We start from the raw sequence: 15,178 nt of genomic DNA, 5'->3' as shown, positions 1-15,178 counted from the left end.
ACTCTAGTCATCGACTTTGGGCGGCGGGTTCGGGTCGGGGTACTTTCTCCGCAGGTCGCTCCACGGTTCCTGGTTGAAGGCGCGGCGGAAGTCCTCGTCCGAATAGAACCACAACTTCCCGCCCCGCTTGGTCGCCTCCACGAGCAGGCGCTCCAGTTCGGGACGGTCGCTCGTGGCCGCTGCGATCGCGGCGCGGAGCGCGGGGGCCACCGGCTCCTCGAAGTCGGCCAACAACTTCGCCGCATCCGCCGGCTTCGTGCGCAACGTGGCACGAACGTACTCGTCGCGCGCCATCCACCGGTTTTGTGTCTTCTCATCGTTATCTAGCAGGAACTTCTTGAACAGCACCGTTGCGGCCGCGTAGTCCCGTTTGCGGAAGCTCAAGTGCCCCTGCCAGTACACGGTTTGCGGATCATTCGGGGTGCGTTTGCGGTGCGCGGCGAGGAGCGCGGCGAGCCCGTCGAAGTCTTCGCCCTGATCGTACAGGCGTGCGAGCTGCTGAAACACGTCCGCCGTCGGCTCGACCTTTTCGTAAGCCTCGAGGCCCTTCTTCGCTTGGAACAGGCACTCGACCCGGCGCCCGCGGAACTGGCTCGCGTCGTCCGCAAGTCCGTCCGGTCCGTCGGGGTCATCGACTTTGGCTTTCGGCAATCGCGCGCCGCCGGTGGCGAACGCTTCGGCCGCCTTGTCGTACTGTTTCTCGTACTGAAGGATCACCCCCTGGTAGAACCAGCCCCACGGGTCGTTCGGTACGCGCGTCCGGTGGGCCGCGACGAGTTCCTTCAGCCGCACGAGGGCACCGGTCGGTGCCCCGCCCTCGCGGTTAGACTCCTCGTCGTCGAGTCCCAAGGCCCACGTGCGGAATGCCTCGGATACGTACTCAGTGGGAACGCTCGCGTAGGCCCCGAGGAGCTCTTTTGGCCCGTCCATCGCGAACAGGTACGAACTGAGTACCTCCGGTCGCTCCTTGGGAGCGACGACCTTCAAGCCGTGCGCCAGCAGTTTTTTGGCGTCGTCGAATTTTTTAGTCTTCACCTTGCGGCGAATGTCGTCCGCCAGCCCGCGCGGGTCGTCGGGCCGGGCCGTCCGCAGCGCGTCGAGCAGCACGTCATCGGCGGCCTCGTTGGGCTCGCCCTGTAAAACTCTGTCGTAGGCCCTTCGCGGGTTCGACGCCCGCGCCAGGCGCGCCCCGAGCTCCTTCAGTTCTCCGGTCGACAGAACCCGACGGAGAGCGATCAGCGACTCGACGTCGTCTGGGTCGAGGTCGTGTGCCCGACGGTACGCGGCCTTGGCCTCCGGGAGCCGCTTCAGGCCCTCCAGGGCACGTCCGCGGAGCACTTCCGCCTCCTCGTCGGCCCCGAGTTGAGCGGCGTAAGCGTCGAGTGCCACGAGCGCATTTTCGTGCTCGCCCGTTGCAAGGAAGCAGGTCGCGCGGAGGTGCTCCAGGATCGGCATACCGGGCGACAATTGTGTCGCCCGGTCGATGAATTCGTGAGCCGCGGCCGGGTCCCCGCGCCGGATGCGCAACATGGCTTCGGTCACGCACACCCCCGTGGCGACCGGGGCCGGGAGCTCAACGTTGCGGCACTCGGCCAGCGCGTCCTCCGCGCCCTCGAGATCGTATCGGGACAACGCGATCGCCGCGTCCTGGGCCGCTCGGACCGCGGGCAGACGCCCGGCCGCTTCGCCCGCGAACAGCGCCCCCGTGAAGGCACTCAGCCGCGGCCCCTGCTTCAGTTCCTCGAAGTCGTACACCTGCCACCCGGCGGCCCCGCGGACGAACCACCAGCGCACCTTAATTTTCGCGCGCCCCATCAGCTCCGAATCGTTCGTGTGGGTGGCAATCGCGACCGCTTCGTTGCGGTCGGCGGACCAGCGCACGTGGCGCACGTCCGCGTGCTGCCAGCGGAAAGACGGGGGGAACACGGTCTTCGTTGCCTTCTCGCGGAACGAACGGACGAACTCGGACCGATCGGGCGGACCGCCCCGCGCGGGCGCCGCCCGATCGAACGCACCGCTCCGACGCAGCTCGTCGAACAGGCGGTCGGCGTCGAAGGTTAGCGCCATCACCGCCCCGTCGTCCTTCTGGAGCGCGCGGCCGAGGTCGTCCAACACGGCTGCGAACTCGCGCGCCTCGGCCGGCGCGGGCGCCTGCGGGTCGGCGAACGCGGCCGCGGCCTCCGCGCGCCCGGTCTCGCGCTCGCGCGCGAGTTCCCGGCCGACCTCGGCGCGCTCCCGGGCCTGTTCTTCGGCGCGGCGCGCGTCCCGGCGCTCGCCCGCGGTCTTCATCAGCACGATGAGGCCGATGAAACCGGCCGCGCAGAACAGGGACGCAACGATAATTAGCGCCGCGACGACGCGCTTGCTCATAAATCCGCCTCGTGTCCGGCCGAACAGGTGGTGAGTAAATTGGACCCGATTCCGCACGAACGAGCAAACAGAAACGAACAAACCCCCGCAAAATGCGGGGGTCGGGTGTGGTTATTCGCCCCACGAACGGGGCCGAACGCGGTGCGGATCAGTTCGCGGCCGGGGTCTCGGGCGCGACCGGAGCCGGTTCCGGTGCGACGGGCGCCGGGGCCGCGGGCGCGACCGGCTGCTTGGCCTTCTGTTGCACCTTCTTCTCGCCGGCCTTCAGCAGTTCGATGACCGCCGTTGGGCTGGCGTCGCCGAGGCGCCGGTAGTGCTGCTTGAGGATGCGCGTGTACCCGCCCGGACGGTCCGCGTAGCGCGGCCCGATCTCGCGGAACAGCTTCTTCAGCACCGTGTCGCCGGTGCTCTCGTCCTTCTTGTCCCAGATGCCGGTGCCGTGGGTCGGCCCGAGCAGCGCCATCGCTTGGCGGCGGTAGTGCAGGGCCTGGACCCGGGCCGTCTTCTCTTCGGCGTCCCCCTTGCCCGACGCGGCCGCGGTGACCGCGTTCGCTTTCTTGGCGAGGGTGATGATCTTCTCGACGATCGGGCGCAGTTCCTTGGCCTTCGGAACCGTGGTGACGATCTTCTCGTGCGTGATGAGCGCGCGGGTCAAGTTGCGGAACAGGCTCCGGCGGTGCGAAGCGGTGCGGTTCAGGTGACGACCGCGCTTACGGTGGCGCATGGCATTCCCTCAGTTGGGGGGTTAAAAAACAGGAACCGCGTGCAAGAACCCCACCCCGTGCCAAGGAAGGTGGAGGTGACGAAACAGCGACCGGAACTGTCCGGCCGCTGTTCCCCGGTCCCGAATCAGCGCGGCACGTGCCGCGCGATGGATCAACCGCGGCGCGGCGGGATACGCATCCCGAGCGCCAGACCGCGTTCTTCGAGCTTGGACTTCACTTCGCGCAGCGTCGTTTCGCCGAAGTTGCGGACCTCGAGCAGTTCCTCCGGCGACCGGATCACCAGGTCGCGGACGGTCTGGATGCCCTCGGTCTCCAAGCAGTTCGTCGCCCGTACCGAAAGATCGAGTTCGGCGAGGCTCATGTTCAACTTGCGATCGAGTTCCGCGTTCGCGGCGTCCGCGACGGACGTGTTGCCGCCGATCTCGATCGGGCCCTCGTCGAGTTGCAGCTCCGGCCCCGGCTCCGTGTACTGGACGAACGGGTTCAGGTGCTTGCGGAGGATCTTCGCGGCCTCGACCACCGCCATCTGCGGGGCGAGCGTGCCGTTGGTCCAGATCTCCATCACGAGCCGGTCGTAGTTCGTCTTCTGACCGACGCGGGTCTCTTCGATGTCGTACTTCACGCGGACGACCGGCGAGAAGCTCGAATCGACCGGGATCACGCCGACCTCGCGCTCCTTACCGGCGTTGTCCTCGGCGGTGCGGTACCCGCGCCCGTTCTCGACGGTCATCTCCATCACGAACGGCACGTCGCTCGTCAGCGTCGCGATGTGGTGCTCGGGGTTGATGATCTGGATCGACTCGTCGTGCTGCACGTCCACGCCGCGCACCGAGCCGGCCTCGTGCTTCTGAATGCGGATCGTCTTCGGCTGGTCCGAGAGGTTCTTGACCACGAGGCTTTTGACGTTCAGGATGATGTCCGTCACGTCCTCCACCACGCCGGTGATGGTCGAGATCTCGTGCTGCACACCCTGGATCTTTACCCGGGTGATCGCGCTCCCCTCGAGGCTCGAGAGGAGGATGCGCCGGAGGCTGTTGCCGAGCGTCATCCCGAACCCCTTCTCGAAGGGCTCGGCGTGGAATTTCCCGTAGACGTCGGTGAGAGTGGAACGGTCGGCCTGGACCCGACTCGGCAGTTCTAATCCGCGCCAGCGAACGCGCATGGTCCGTTCTCCCTTGCCGTCGGCTTTCCGCCCCGCTCCGCGACCGAAGAGAGGGGCGAACCAAACGGCGAACCGTCGAAACAAAACCGGTGGTCGCGACCGGAAGGCGAAAACAAAACAGGATTCACCGCAGAGGGCACGAGAGGGCGCGGAGAAGAATTACATCTCTGGTCTCTTCTCCGCGCCCTCTCGTGCCCTCTGCGGTGAACTCGGCCCGCGAATTAGCGCGTGGCGATTTCGATGATGAGTTGCTCGCGGATGTCGGTGATCCGCTCGTCCACGTCCTGGCGGCTGGGCGTGCGGGTCATGCGCCCCTCGGGGGCGTCCTGGTTGCCGGTCAGTTCGAGGAAGTCCGGGATGCGAACCGCGCCCTTCGCGAGCGTCTCGCGGGCCATCTTCAGGCTGCCGTCGCGGGACTTCACCTTGATGATGTCGCCGGGCTTCACCAGCATGCTGGGGATGTCGCACTTCACACCGTTCACCAGGATGTGCCCGTGGGCGACCATCTGGCGGCCGGAGTTGCGGTTGATCGCGAACCCGAGCCGGTGGACGACGTTATCGAGCCGGCGCTCCAGAATCGAGAGCAACTGTTCGCCGGTGTTCCCCGTGGCCCGCGTCGCGAGCGTGTAGTACCGGCGGAACTGGGCCTCGAGCACGCCGTAGAACCGCTTGAGCTTCTGCTTCTCGCGGAGCCGGATGCCGTACTCGGAGGTCTTGCTCCGGCGGGCGCCGTGCATACCCGGCGGCAGCGATTCGCGGTCGATCGGACACTTCGGGCTGAAGCACCGGTCGCCCTTGAGGAACAGTTTCATCTGTTCCCGCCGACACATTTTGCAAACGGGGTCTGTGTTACGAGCCATAGTCAGAAATCAGGGTCAGAGACAGGGGTCAAAGTCGCCGATTAACGGCGACGGTCATTCGGTACCGGCCCATCGCCCGCTATCGATTCCGTGGCGAACCCCAGCGTCGAAACACGGAACACTAATAACAGACGTGGTCAGTGGTCCCGCGCTATCCACGAAGGACCAATGACCACGAACTCGGTAACGACGAAGATTACACGCGGCGCTTTTTGGGCGGGCGGCAACCGTTGTGCGGGAGCGGGGTGACGTCTTCGATCGCCTTGACGTTGAGCCCGGACGCCTGGAGCGCGGTCACGGCCGATTCGCGGCCCGCGCCCGGCCCCTTGACCCGCACTTCAACTTCCTTGACGCCGAACTTGGACGCCTTGGACGCGCACTCTTCGGCGGCCCGCTGCGCCGCGAACGGCGTGCTCTTACGGCTGCCCTTGAACCCGACCGCACCGCCCGACGAATGGCACAGCGTGTCGCCGTTCGTGTCGGTGATGGTGATGATCGTGTTGTTGAACGTGCTCTGCACGTGGGCGACGCCGCGGCTGACGTTGCGGCGGGCCTTTTTCTTCTTGGACTTTGCCATCTGTAGTGTGAGTGGTCAGTGTGAGTGCGAGTGAAAACCACAAGTGGAGAAGGGCCAGGTGTTCGCGGATCGCGCCCGGCCGTGAGGGCCTTCGCACGTACACGCACACCGACCACTCGTGCTCCGTTACCGCGCGTCCTTGACGCCCTTCTTACCGGCGACCGTCTTGCGGATACCCTTGCGGGTACGAGCGTTCGTCTTGGAGCGCTGACCGCGGACCGGCAGGTTCTTACGGTGCCGTTCGCCGCGGTAGCACTTGATTTCCTTGAGCCGCGCGATGTTCCCGCCCTCGACGCGGCGGAGCGGCCCCTCGACCAGGTACTCCTTGTCGAGCAGCACGGCGATCTCGGCGATCTCTTTGTCGTTCAACTCTTTGGCCCGCCGCTGCGGGTCGATCTTGAGCTTCTCGCACACTTCCAACGAAGTGGTCGGCCCGATCCCGCGGATGTACCGCAGCGAGATGTGGGTCGGCTTGTCCGGCGGAATGTCAACGCCTTGAATACGGGGCATAGGTAGTTTTCAGTGTTCGAGTTTTCAGTTTGTGACTGTTCGGCCGCCGGATTCGCTTCCACCAAAAACCAAATGCGGGCTACAGTTGGCTTGACGAAAGCTCTCGATCAGCCCTGCCGTTGCTTGTGGCGCGGGTCTTCGCAGATCACGCGGACAACGCCCTTGCGCTTAATCAGCTTGCACTTATCGCAGATCCGTCGCACGCTGGCTCGCACCTTCATGGGGCACCCAAAGTCCAAAAAAGCCGCATATCCGGTAAACCTCCAATTTAGCGGAGGTCAGAAAACCGACAAGTGCCGGTTCGCGAATTATGCCGAAGGGGGCACGACCGCCGCGGGCGCATCGTCATCGAAGGCCCCTTCGTCCGCGGTGATGATAATCACACCGTTGGGCGTGAGGGCCAGGGTGTGTTCGACGTGGACGCTCGCGAGGCGGTCCCGCGTCACAACGGTCCACTGGTCACCGAGCGTGTCCACCTCCGCCCGCCGCATGTTCACCATCGGCTCGACCGCGAGGGTCAGCCCCGGTTCGAGCTTGAAGTCGGACTTGCGCGTCTCGTGGTCGACGTAGTTCGGCACCTGCGGGTTCTCGTGCATCGTGCGCCCGATGCCGTGGCCGACGTAGGACGTGACCACGCTGAACCCGGCCTTCTCCACGTGCCGCTGCATTTCGCTGGCGACCTGGCTCCACCACTTCCGCCGGGGGAGCAGGTCGATCGCGATCTGGAGCGTCTCTTCGCCGACCTTCAACAGCCGCAACTTCTCGGGCGAAACGGTTCCAATGGGAACGGTGATCGCGCGGTCCGCGCACCAGCCGTTGAGCCTGCAGGCGGTGTCCACTTTTAGCAGATCGCCTTCCTTCAACACGCGCTGGCCCGGGATGCCGTGGACCACTTGTTCGTTCACGCTCAAGCACGTCACGGCCGGGAACGGCGTCTTCCCCGGGTACCCCTTGAAGAGCGGCACCGCCATGTGTTTCGCGTAGAACGCCTCGACCGCTTGATCGATCTCGATCGTCTTCACGCCCGGCTTGGCGAGGTCGCGGCAAATCTTCAGCGCGCGTGCGACCAGTTTGCCCGCCTCGCGCATGAGCGCGACTTCGCGGGCGGACTTCAGTTCCGGCGGACGATTGGCGTTGGGTCGGAGCATAGGTATCGAGCGCGGAACGCGGGGTGCGGAACTCGGGTCCAACAAAGTAGCGATCTGGTGGCGACTTCGCGCGGCGTTCGGCGTTCCGTAATCCGAACCCGCGGTCCGCCCGTTCTCCTCGTGTCCTCCCGGCGGGAATCGAACCCGCGCCCGCCGGTTTATAAGACCGGCACTCGTACCACTGCGCTACGGGAGGCGCGTGACCGGCGTATGCCGTCGCGTATCATCGCGTCCTCCGTTCTCGTCCCCGACTCAGGACGGTTCGTAACTCTTTGGGGCTCGTCGCGCCAGTGCCGCCAGGATGTTCTGGAATATTACGTCCGGTGGGTCGGTCGCGGCTATGTCATCGACCAGGTTTTGTTTGCGGTAGTGGGCGAGCAGATCGTTCGTGTTCTTGTGAAACTCGCCGAGCCGCCGCCGGATCGTCTCTTCATTATCGTCGTCGCGCTGGAGCAGCGGGTGCCCACAGACGTCGCACTGCCCGGCCACCTTGGGCGGCCGGGCCATCGAGTGGAAGCACACCCCGCACTCCGGGTTCGAGCAGCACCGCCGGCCGCTGATGCGCCGAACCACCTCGTCGTCGTCAATGGCTAGGTTGACGACCGCGTCCAGCGCGAGGTACTCGAGGTGCAGGAGCGCGTCGAACGCGACCGCCTGGGAGTACGTGCGCGGGTACCCGTCCATCACGAAGCGTTCCGGGCGCGCGGAACTGCGGAACAGCTCGGCGACCACGTCGTTGACGATCGGATCGGGGACGAGGAGGCCCTGGTCCATCATCGGCCTCACCTGCCGGCCCATCGCCGTGTCACGGGCGATCGCGTCGCGGAACATCGCGCCGGTGCCAATGGCCGTGAGGCCGAACCGCTGCACGAGCCGCTCGGCCTGCGTACCCTTGCCGCTGCCCGGAGGTCCGACGAGCACCAATCGCATGAACCGTTACCTTGCGAGAGCACCGGCCAGTAGCCGGGCGACACCCGAGCCGCGCGAACGTTCGCTGTCCGGGAGCGGGCAAGTGGGCACACCGATCCTTCACAACCCCCGTATTGTCTCGGGCGAATTGGAGATCAGCAAGGGGACCAGAAAAGATTAAGGCGCGTCTCCGAACGACGCGCCCGCGAAAAACCGTGCGTTTCAAACCCGGTCTCACGTCTCGTCGGTGAGGCCGGGGTAGTTCCGCATGACGAGGTGGCTGTTGATCTTCTGCACCAGGTCGAGGGCCACGCTGATGACGATGAGCAGACCGGTGCCGCCGTAGAAGCTCGCGACCTGCGGCGGGATCTCCAGTTCGCTGGAGATGACGTTCGGGATGATCGCGATGATCGCGAGGAACGCGGCCCCGACGAACGTGACCCGCATCAGCACCCGCTCGAGGTAATCGGCCGTCTTCTTCCCGGGCCGGTAACCCGGGATGAAGCTCCCGTGGTCCTTCAGGTTGTCCGCGATCTCCTTCGGGTTGAAGGTGATCGCCACCCAGAAGTACGTGAAGACGTAAATCATAATCACGTACATGAAGTTATAGAGCCACCCGCGGTGGTTCTGGAACATCGTCGAGAGCGTGCCGGCCCAGCCGAGCGAGCTGTCTGACAAGCTGTAAATCGCGTTGAACAGGAACCACGGCAGGATGAGCAGCGTGCTGGCGAAGATCACGGGCATGACGCCGGCCGCGTTCACCTTCATCGGGAGGAACTGTCGCGTGCCGCCGTACACCCGGCGCCCGCGGACGTGCTTGGCACTCTGGGTCGGGATGCGGCGCTGGGCCTTCGTCATCGCGATCACACCAACGACCACCGTGACGAACAGGAACGCGAGAACAATGAGCTTCTCGAAACTGATGTCCGCCCCTGATCCGCCCAGCGTAAAGACCGACTCTTTGAGCTTACCGGTCGTGCTGTCGATCAGGAGCGAGTTGGTCGCGTCCGGGATGCGTGCGACGATACCGGCCATGATGATGAGCGAGATGCCGTTCCCGATCCCGTACTCGTCGATCTGCTCGCCGAGCCACATAAGCAACACGGTCCCGGCAGTCAGTGTGATGACGGCGGTGAACCCGAACCACCACAACTCGAAGCCCGAGTCGTAGCCGGCGGGCGCCAGCCCCATCCCTCCGTCTTGCCCCATGTCCGGTTTCATGACCGTTTGCACGACCATGACCGCCTGGATAATACAGATCGGTACCGTCAAATAGCGGGTGATTTCGTTGAGTTTCTTCCGCCCGCTCTCGCCCTCTTTACGGAGCTTCTCCAGCGAAGGCACCACGCCGCTCGACAGGAGCTGCACGATGATGGACGCGGAGATGTACGGCATGATGCCGAGCGAGAAGATACAGGCGTTACTGAGGTTACCGCCGGAGAACAGTGAGACGAACCCGAGCACCTGGCCGAGCGCGCCGCGCTGGGCGTCGGCCATCTTCTCGGCCATCTTCACCTGGTCGATCATCGGCAGCGGAACGTAGTAGCCGATGCGATAGACCGCGAGGAAGATCAGGGTGATGAAGATCTTCTTCCGCAGTTCCGGGATTTTAAAGATGGTGAGGAGCTGATCCGGCACCAGACCCAGGATGCTGGCGGTCGCGCCGAAAATGGTGAGCGTCCACCCCAACCACGACTCGCCGCCGTAGGAGAACGTGACCATCCCACCGACGAGACTCGCGATACCGGCTGCGAGGCAGATGGAGCGCCAATTCATGTCCGTTGTCCTTACGGCTCTTCTCGGCCGGAATTTCGGGGTGCCGATTTCAAATTTGTGACCCGAGATTTCAGATGTGCGGCTTCGGACCGGCGATCGAGAAGAAGCATCCGCTGCTCTTCAATCACCGGTCCGAAATCGCAGACCCGAAGTCACAAATCTAAAGTCACGCCTTGGGGGCCTTCGCGGCGCGGGCCGCGTCCAGCGCCTTCTTCTTCGAGCCCATCTTGTTCCGCACGGGCTTCTTCGGCTTGGGGATCACGTCGCAGGTGCCGCCGGCCTTCTCGATCGCGGCCTTCGCCGCCTTCGTGAAGTGGTCCGCCCGCACGGTGAGCTTCTTCGTGAGCACGGTCGCGCCGTCGCCCAGGATGCGCAAGTGATCGAACGTCCCGACGACGAGCCGGCGATCTTTGAGCGAAGCCATGTCGACGGTGCTGTTCGCGTCGAACTGGTCGAGGTCGCCGACGTTCACAACGGCGGCGGTCTTGTCCCAGGTCGCGTGGCTGAACCCGCGCTTGGGCCACCGGCGGAACAGCGGCATCTGACCGCCTTCGAACAGCCCGCTGGGGAGCCGGGCACCTGCGCTCGCGTACTGGCCCTTGTGACCGAGTCCGCAGGTCTTGCCGTGGCCGGAACCGATCCCGCGGCCGACGCGGCGCTTGAGCTTCCGCTTGTCGACGCCCGGGGATGAAACGGTTGTCAGGTCCATTAGAGTTGCACCCCCCGGAGTTGGGCGACGTCTTCCTTCGTGCGAAGTTGCGCCAACCCGTCGAGCGTGGCCTTAACCAGGTTCAGCGGGTTCGTGCTGCCGTGAACCTTGGTGAGAATGTTCGTGATGCCGCACGCCTGCAGCACCTCGCGGACGCCGGGGCCGGCCTTCACACCGGTACCGGGGCCGGCGGGCACGAGGATCACCTTGCTCGCGCCGTACTTGCCGATCACGCGATGCGGGATCGTGCTGCCGCGGACGGCGACCTTCTTGGAGCGCTGGACGTTGCCCTCGCCCTCCTTGATGGCCTTCTCGACGGCCGGCGGCACTTCGTTGGCCTTGCCGTACCCGTAAGACACCTTGCCCCGCCGGTCGCCGACGACCACGAGGGCGTTGAAGCTGAACCGCCGACCGCCCTTGACAACGCAGGCGGACCGTCGGATTTTCACGACGAAATCGACCAGCGCGTTGTCGCGCGAGTCGCCGTCGCCCCTGTCTCGTCGCTCACGCGCCATTTAATCAACCCTCTTGGGAGGACGGGACATCCCCCGCCTGAAATATCGCTGGTGTAATTCGTCTTGCGAGCAGTGATTCGGAAGACCGGGGTTCGAGGAGAGCGGCTTTTACCCGCCGGCCCCGCACCCCGCTCCTCAACGCCTCTCTACTTCTTATCGCCTTCCGACTTCTTCTTCATGGCGAACTCGCCCTTCGGCTTACCTTCGCCCTTGGGCTTGGCGTCCTTGGGCTTATCGGCCTTCTTGTCGGCGGGAGCTTCGCTCGCGGCCTTCGGCGCGAGTTTCGCTTTCATCGACTCGAGGTCGGTGCAGACCAAGCCCGCTTCGGTGGCCGCGACCGCGAGGGCCGCGATGCGCCCGTGGAAGCGGAACGCGCCGCGGTCGAACGAGGCGACCGTGATGCCCTTGGCCTTGGCCGCTTCCGCGAGCTTCTTGCCGACTTCGGCAGCCGCTTTCACGTTACCGCCGTGCTTGAGGCCCGAAGCCTTGCCCTGACTCGTCGCGGCAGCGAGCGTGACGCCGTTGAGGTCGTCGATCAACTGCGCGGAGATGTGCAGGTTACTGCGGTTCACGCTGAGCCGCGGCTTGGCGGGCGTGCCGTAGATGATCTTGCGCACGCGGTAGCGCCGCCGCTCCGCCCGCTTCAACTTGTGTTTTTGTGCGTTCATTGTGTTATGTCCTTAGTCATTGGTCATTTGTCACTCATCGCCGGCCGCCGGTTCCCGCCTCGCGCTCGGTGCCCGTAAGCACGGCAACAGAGTGCGAAAAACCAGCGACCAAAGATTGAAGGACCAATGACTACTTGCCCGCAGCGAACGACTTCCCTTCCTTGCGGCGGACGACTTCGTTCTCGTAGCGAACGCCCTTGCCCTTGTACGGCTCCGGTTTGCGGCTCGCGCGGATCTCGGCGGCGAACTGGCCGACCTTCTGCTTGTCCGCGCCGCTCACCACGATCGTCGTGGGATCGGGCACCGCGACCGTGATCCCCTCGGGCGGGTTGTGAACGATCCGGTTCGCGAACCCGACCGTCAACTCGACGCCCTTTCCCTTGGCCGCGACCTGGAAGCCGACGCCCTCGATCTTGAGCTTCTTTTCGTAGCCCTTCGTGACGCCCACCACCATGTTATTGATGAGCGCACGGGTGAGTCCGTGCAGCGCCCGGTTCTGGCGCACGTCGTCCGGGCGGGTGACCTTGATCGCCTTCCCGTCGGACTCGACCTTCATGTTCGGGTGCGCGGTGATTTCGAGCTTGCCCTTCGGCCCCTCGACCTTCACGTTGCCGCCCGCGACCGCGACCTTCACCCCCGCGGGGATGACAATCGGCTGCTTTCCGATACGTGACATTTGCCTCTCCTCTGGCTTCGCTGGACGCAAGGTCCAGATCGGGGCCCAATTCGCTTGGGTGAGCGATCGGCACCAGCCGACCACATACACACCCACTAAACTTCCAACTCAGTACCAACTCAAACCGGCGGATCACCAAACGGTGCAGAGCACTTCGCCGCCGACTTTGGCCTTCTTCGCCTGGCGGTCGGACATTACACCGCGGCTCGTCGACAGGATGGCGATACCCAAGCCGTCGAGAACGCGCTTCACGTCCTTGTAGCCCTGGTACACGCGGCGCCCGGGCTTGGAATACCGCCCGATGTGGCGGATGACCCGTTCACCATCCGGGCCGTACTTCAAGAACACCTGCAGGACAACGTGCGGCGCGCCGAGCTGATCGACTTCCTGGAAGTCTTTCTGCTTACCGCCACCGTCGATCTGGGTTTCGGTGTACGTCCCGGTGCGGTAGCCGAGGATGAAACCCTCTTCGAGCAGCACCTTCGCCACGGCGACCTTGAGTTTGGTGGCCGGCATTTCGACGAGCGGGCGCTCGATGTTGTTCGCGTTGCGGATGCGCGTCAGCATGTCCGCGATCGGGTCGGTCATCATGGTTCAAATCCTCCCCGTTCGTGGTTACCAGGACGCCTTGCGCACGCCGGGGATGAGCCCGTCGCTGGCAAGTTTACGGAAGCAAATGCGGCAGCAGCCGAACTTGCGGTACACCGCGCGGGAGCGCCCACAGAGCTGGCACCGGCGGACGATCTTCACGAGCGTGCGCCCGGGCAGAATGTTCGTCGCGATCTGCTGATCGACCGGCTTCTTCAGCTCGGCCTTGTGCTTCGCAACCGCCACTAGTTGGCGGCGGTACGTCGCTTCTTTCGCGTTGGTTGACATCGCGTGGGGGTCTCGGTGCGGCGTTCCGACTCGGACTCGAAGCGACACACTTCGAGGGAGCCGGCCGTTCCACTATCTTGGGACTCATTCCCAGTCGAGCGACCGGGAGGAGTCGACTAACGTGCCCCGGTCTTTCGACCAAAGGGCGGCGAACTTATTTGGCATCTTCTCGGAACGGCATCCCGAAGGCGCGAAGGAGTTCGCGGGCCTCGTCGTCGTTCCGGGTCGTCGTGACGAAGGTGATGTCCATGCCCTGCGTGAACGACACCTTGTCCGGGTCGATTTCGGGGAAGACCAGTTGTTCGGTCAGCCCCATGCTGTAGTTGCCGTTGCCGTCGAAGCTCTTCGGGTTGATCCCGCGGAAGTCGCGGATACGCGGCAGAGCGAGGTTGACGAGGCGGTCGAGGAATTCGTACATCCGCTTACCGCGGAGCGTCACGCGGCAGCCGATCTCGTACCCTTCGCGGAGGCGGAAGCCGCTGACCGCGACGCGGGCTTTGGTGATCTGAGCGCGCTGACCGGCGATGAGGCCGAGTTGCTCCGCCGCGATCTTCATCCGCTCTTTGTCTTGCAGCGCCTTGCCGACGCCCATATTCAGAACGATTTTCGAGAGTTTCGGCAGGCTCAAGCGGTTGGTGCGCCCGAACTTCTTACCGAGAGTTTCGACGATCTCTTGGTTGTACTTTTCCAGGAGACGCGGGGGAGCGGTGGTAACAGCGGCCATATCAGGAGCTACCTCGTGCGGCCTATGGCGGACCCACAATAACGGGTCCGGTACGGGCCTAAGTGCCGTCAATTAATAGCGGGTCGACTATCTGCCGTGCAGAACCGACCCGCCCTAATATTTAGTTCTTTGCGACTTTCGCCTTCTTGAGCACGCGGAGCCGCGTGCCGCTCTTCTTGGCGAAAAGCTCTTTGCTGCCGTCCGGCAGGGACCGGACGCCGACGCGGGTCGGGACGCCCTGGACCGGGTCGATCAGCATGACGTTCGAGGCGTCGACCGGCATCTCCTTCGAGAGCCGACCGCCCTGCGGGTTCCGGCGCGACGGCTTCAAGTGCCGGTACACGCGGTTCACGCCCTCGACGACGAGCTTGCCTTCCGCGCGAATGACTCGCAGCACCTTCCCGCGGGCGCCCTTGTCGTCCCCGGCGATCACCTGAACCACGTCGTTCTTGCAGATGAACATTTCGAGCACCCTTCGTCATTAGTCACGGGTCGTTAGTGAGTTCGCGGGCGATTAGCCGAACGCGAGTGGTACTAAGGACCGATGACCGAGACCAGTGACTAATGACCCGTCACACCACCTCAGCGGCGAGGCTGAGAATCTTATTAAACTTCGCCCGCAGTTCACGGGGAACCGCACCGAAGATACGAGTTCCGCGCGGGTTGTTGTCGTTGTCGAGCAGCACCAGCGCGTTGCGGTCGAAGCGGACGTAGCTGCCGTCCTCGCGCCGGGTGGCGACGCGGGTGCGGACCACGACCCCTTTGACCACGTCGCCCTGCTTGACGTCGCCGCCGGGCAGGGCCTTCTTCACGCTCGCGCGGATGATGTCGCCCAGGTACGCGACCCGGCGCTTGCTGCCGCCGAGCACCTGGATACACATCACTTCCTTAGCCCCGGTGTTGTCGGCCACATCGAGGTAGGTATACATCTGGATCATTTGTATCCCTCACGGGATTTCAGATTGCAGATTCA

17 protein-coding genes, 1 tRNA gene and 2 pseudogenes are annotated in these 15,178 nt (G+C 64.4%); all 20 read right to left on the bottom strand.

The annotated features are described in order from the left end of the window. Positions 1–3: 3 nt before the first annotated feature. Entirely contained in the window at positions 4–2,370 is a 2,367-nt protein-coding gene (locus J8F10_RS32820) for a tetratricopeptide repeat protein (RefSeq protein WP_210661019.1), read from the bottom strand. Positions 2,371–2,518: 148 nt separating this feature from the next. Beyond that, positions 2,519–3,094, bottom strand: a complete 576-nt coding sequence (gene rplQ / locus J8F10_RS32815; protein ID WP_210661017.1) for a 50S ribosomal protein L17 — start codon at positions 3,092–3,094, stop codon at positions 2,519–2,521. Positions 3,095–3,246: 152 nt separating this feature from the next. After that, positions 3,247–4,257, bottom strand: a complete 1,011-nt coding sequence (locus J8F10_RS32810; RefSeq protein ID WP_210661015.1) for a DNA-directed RNA polymerase subunit alpha — start codon at positions 4,255–4,257, stop codon at positions 3,247–3,249. 221 nt (positions 4,258–4,478) lie between these two features. Then, positions 4,479–5,117: a 30S ribosomal protein S4 gene (rpsD, locus tag J8F10_RS32805; RefSeq protein WP_210661013.1), complete on the bottom strand. Its 639-nt coding sequence runs from the start codon at positions 5,115–5,117 to the stop codon at positions 4,479–4,481. Between the two features lie 196 nt (positions 5,118–5,313). Beyond that, complete coding sequence (gene rpsK, locus J8F10_RS32800) at positions 5,314–5,694, bottom strand: 30S ribosomal protein S11 (RefSeq protein WP_210661011.1); 381 nt, start codon at positions 5,692–5,694, stop codon at positions 5,314–5,316. A gap of 126 nt (positions 5,695–5,820) precedes the next feature. Beyond that, complete coding sequence (gene rpsM / locus J8F10_RS32795; protein ID WP_210661009.1) at positions 5,821–6,204, bottom strand: 30S ribosomal protein S13; 384 nt, start codon at positions 6,202–6,204, stop codon at positions 5,821–5,823. A gap of 107 nt (positions 6,205–6,311) precedes the next feature. Further along, on the bottom strand, positions 6,312–6,425 hold the full coding sequence (gene rpmJ, locus J8F10_RS32790; protein WP_052556838.1) for a 50S ribosomal protein L36: 114 nt from the start codon (positions 6,423–6,425) through the stop codon (positions 6,312–6,314). Between the two features lie 87 nt (positions 6,426–6,512). Next, a complete protein-coding gene (gene map, locus J8F10_RS32785) occupies positions 6,513–7,352 on the bottom strand; it encodes a type I methionyl aminopeptidase (RefSeq protein WP_210661007.1) in 840 nt (279 codons plus the stop codon). Between the two features lie 123 nt (positions 7,353–7,475). After that, positions 7,476–7,548 (bottom strand) — tRNA-Ile (locus J8F10_RS32780). Between the two features lie 56 nt (positions 7,549–7,604). Beyond that, positions 7,605–8,282, bottom strand: coding sequence for an adenylate kinase (locus J8F10_RS32775; RefSeq protein WP_210661005.1), 678 nt, complete (start codon positions 8,280–8,282; stop codon positions 7,605–7,607). Positions 8,283–8,495: 213 nt separating this feature from the next. After that, positions 8,496–10,037 carry a preprotein translocase subunit SecY gene (gene secY, locus J8F10_RS32770; RefSeq protein ID WP_246523710.1) on the bottom strand — a complete coding sequence of 514 codons (1,542 nt, stop codon included), beginning with the start codon at positions 10,035–10,037 and terminating at the stop codon, positions 8,496–8,498. Positions 10,038–10,203: 166 nt separating this feature from the next. Next, a complete protein-coding gene (gene rplO, locus J8F10_RS32765) occupies positions 10,204–10,746 on the bottom strand; it encodes a 50S ribosomal protein L15 (RefSeq protein WP_210661003.1) in 543 nt (180 codons plus the stop codon). Beyond that, complete coding sequence (gene rpsE / locus J8F10_RS32760) at positions 10,746–11,261, bottom strand: 30S ribosomal protein S5 (RefSeq protein ID WP_210661001.1); 516 nt, start codon at positions 11,259–11,261, stop codon at positions 10,746–10,748. Before rpsE ends, rplO begins: the two co-directional genes overlap by 1 nt. Before the next feature lie 314 nt (positions 11,262–11,575). Continuing rightward, positions 11,576–11,929 (bottom strand): annotated as a pseudogene (rplR, locus tag J8F10_RS32755) (50S ribosomal protein L18); the annotation flags it as partial. 130 nt (positions 11,930–12,059) lie between these two features. Then, positions 12,060–12,605: a 50S ribosomal protein L6 gene (gene rplF, locus J8F10_RS32750; protein WP_210660997.1), complete on the bottom strand. Its 546-nt coding sequence runs from the start codon at positions 12,603–12,605 to the stop codon at positions 12,060–12,062. 132 nt (positions 12,606–12,737) lie between these two features. Continuing rightward, the gene (gene rpsH, locus J8F10_RS32745) at positions 12,738–13,196 is read right to left on the bottom strand and encodes a 30S ribosomal protein S8 (protein ID WP_210660995.1); all 459 of its coding nucleotides are present in this window, start codon (positions 13,194–13,196) and stop codon (positions 12,738–12,740) included. 24 nt (positions 13,197–13,220) lie between these two features. Further along, positions 13,221–13,346: pseudogene (locus tag J8F10_RS41015) on the bottom strand (30S ribosomal protein S14); the annotation flags it as partial. Between the two features lie 289 nt (positions 13,347–13,635). Beyond that, complete coding sequence (gene rplE, locus J8F10_RS32735; RefSeq protein WP_210660991.1) at positions 13,636–14,205, bottom strand: 50S ribosomal protein L5; 570 nt, start codon at positions 14,203–14,205, stop codon at positions 13,636–13,638. A gap of 121 nt (positions 14,206–14,326) precedes the next feature. Next, the gene (gene rplX, locus J8F10_RS32730) at positions 14,327–14,668 is read right to left on the bottom strand and encodes a 50S ribosomal protein L24 (RefSeq protein ID WP_210660989.1); all 342 of its coding nucleotides are present in this window, start codon (positions 14,666–14,668) and stop codon (positions 14,327–14,329) included. Between the two features lie 109 nt (positions 14,669–14,777). Further along, entirely contained in the window at positions 14,778–15,143 is a 366-nt protein-coding gene (gene rplN / locus J8F10_RS32725; protein WP_052556863.1) for a 50S ribosomal protein L14, read from the bottom strand. Positions 15,144–15,178 lie beyond the last annotated feature (35 nt).

Source organism: Gemmata palustris, assembly GCF_017939745.1.
Taxonomy (GTDB): Bacteria; Planctomycetota; Planctomycetia; order Gemmatales; family Gemmataceae; genus Gemmata; species Gemmata palustris.
This window is presented reverse-complemented; position numbering and strand designations above follow the sequence as displayed.

Bases quoted from the DNA above. Each gene is read 5' to 3' on its own strand.
- rplE (WP_210660991.1), bottom strand. From the start codon at position 14,205: ATGGCCGCTGTTACCACCGCTCCCCCGCGTCTCCTGGAAAAGTACAAC.
- rpsH (WP_210660995.1), bottom strand. From the start codon at position 13,196: ATGATGACCGACCCGATCGCGGACATGCTGACGCGCATCCGCAACGCG.
- rpsK (WP_210661011.1), bottom strand. From the start codon at position 5,694: ATGGCAAAGTCCAAGAAGAAAAAGGCCCGCCGCAACGTCAGCCGCGGC.
- J8F10_RS32820 (WP_210661019.1), bottom strand. From the start codon at position 2,370: ATGAGCAAGCGCGTCGTCGCGGCGCTAATTATCGTTGCGTCCCTGTTC.
- rplN (WP_052556863.1), bottom strand. From the start codon at position 15,143: ATGATCCAGATGTATACCTACCTCGATGTGGCCGACAACACCGGGGCT.
- J8F10_RS32775 (WP_210661005.1), bottom strand. From the start codon at position 8,282: ATGCGATTGGTGCTCGTCGGACCTCCGGGCAGCGGCAAGGGTACGCAG.
- rpmJ (WP_052556838.1), bottom strand. From the start codon at position 6,425: ATGAAGGTGCGAGCCAGCGTGCGACGGATCTGCGATAAGTGCAAGCTG.
- rplQ (WP_210661017.1), bottom strand. From the start codon at position 3,094: ATGCGCCACCGTAAGCGCGGTCGTCACCTGAACCGCACCGCTTCGCAC.
- rplF (WP_210660997.1), bottom strand. From the start codon at position 12,605: ATGTCACGTATCGGAAAGCAGCCGATTGTCATCCCCGCGGGGGTGAAG.
- rpsD (WP_210661013.1), bottom strand. From the start codon at position 5,117: ATGGCTCGTAACACAGACCCCGTTTGCAAAATGTGTCGGCGGGAACAG.
- rpsM (WP_210661009.1), bottom strand. From the start codon at position 6,204: ATGCCCCGTATTCAAGGCGTTGACATTCCGCCGGACAAGCCGACCCAC.
- J8F10_RS32810 (WP_210661015.1), bottom strand. From the start codon at position 4,257: ATGCGCGTTCGCTGGCGCGGATTAGAACTGCCGAGTCGGGTCCAGGCC.
- rplX (WP_210660989.1), bottom strand. From the start codon at position 14,668: ATGTTCATCTGCAAGAACGACGTGGTTCAGGTGATCGCCGGGGACGAC.
- map (WP_210661007.1), bottom strand. From the start codon at position 7,352: ATGCTCCGACCCAACGCCAATCGTCCGCCGGAACTGAAGTCCGCCCGC.
- secY (WP_246523710.1), bottom strand. From the start codon at position 10,037: ATGAATTGGCGCTCCATCTGCCTCGCAGCCGGTATCGCGAGTCTCGTC.
- rplO (WP_210661003.1), bottom strand. From the start codon at position 10,746: ATGGACCTGACAACCGTTTCATCCCCGGGCGTCGACAAGCGGAAGCTC.
- rpsE (WP_210661001.1), bottom strand. From the start codon at position 11,261: ATGGCGCGTGAGCGACGAGACAGGGGCGACGGCGACTCGCGCGACAAC.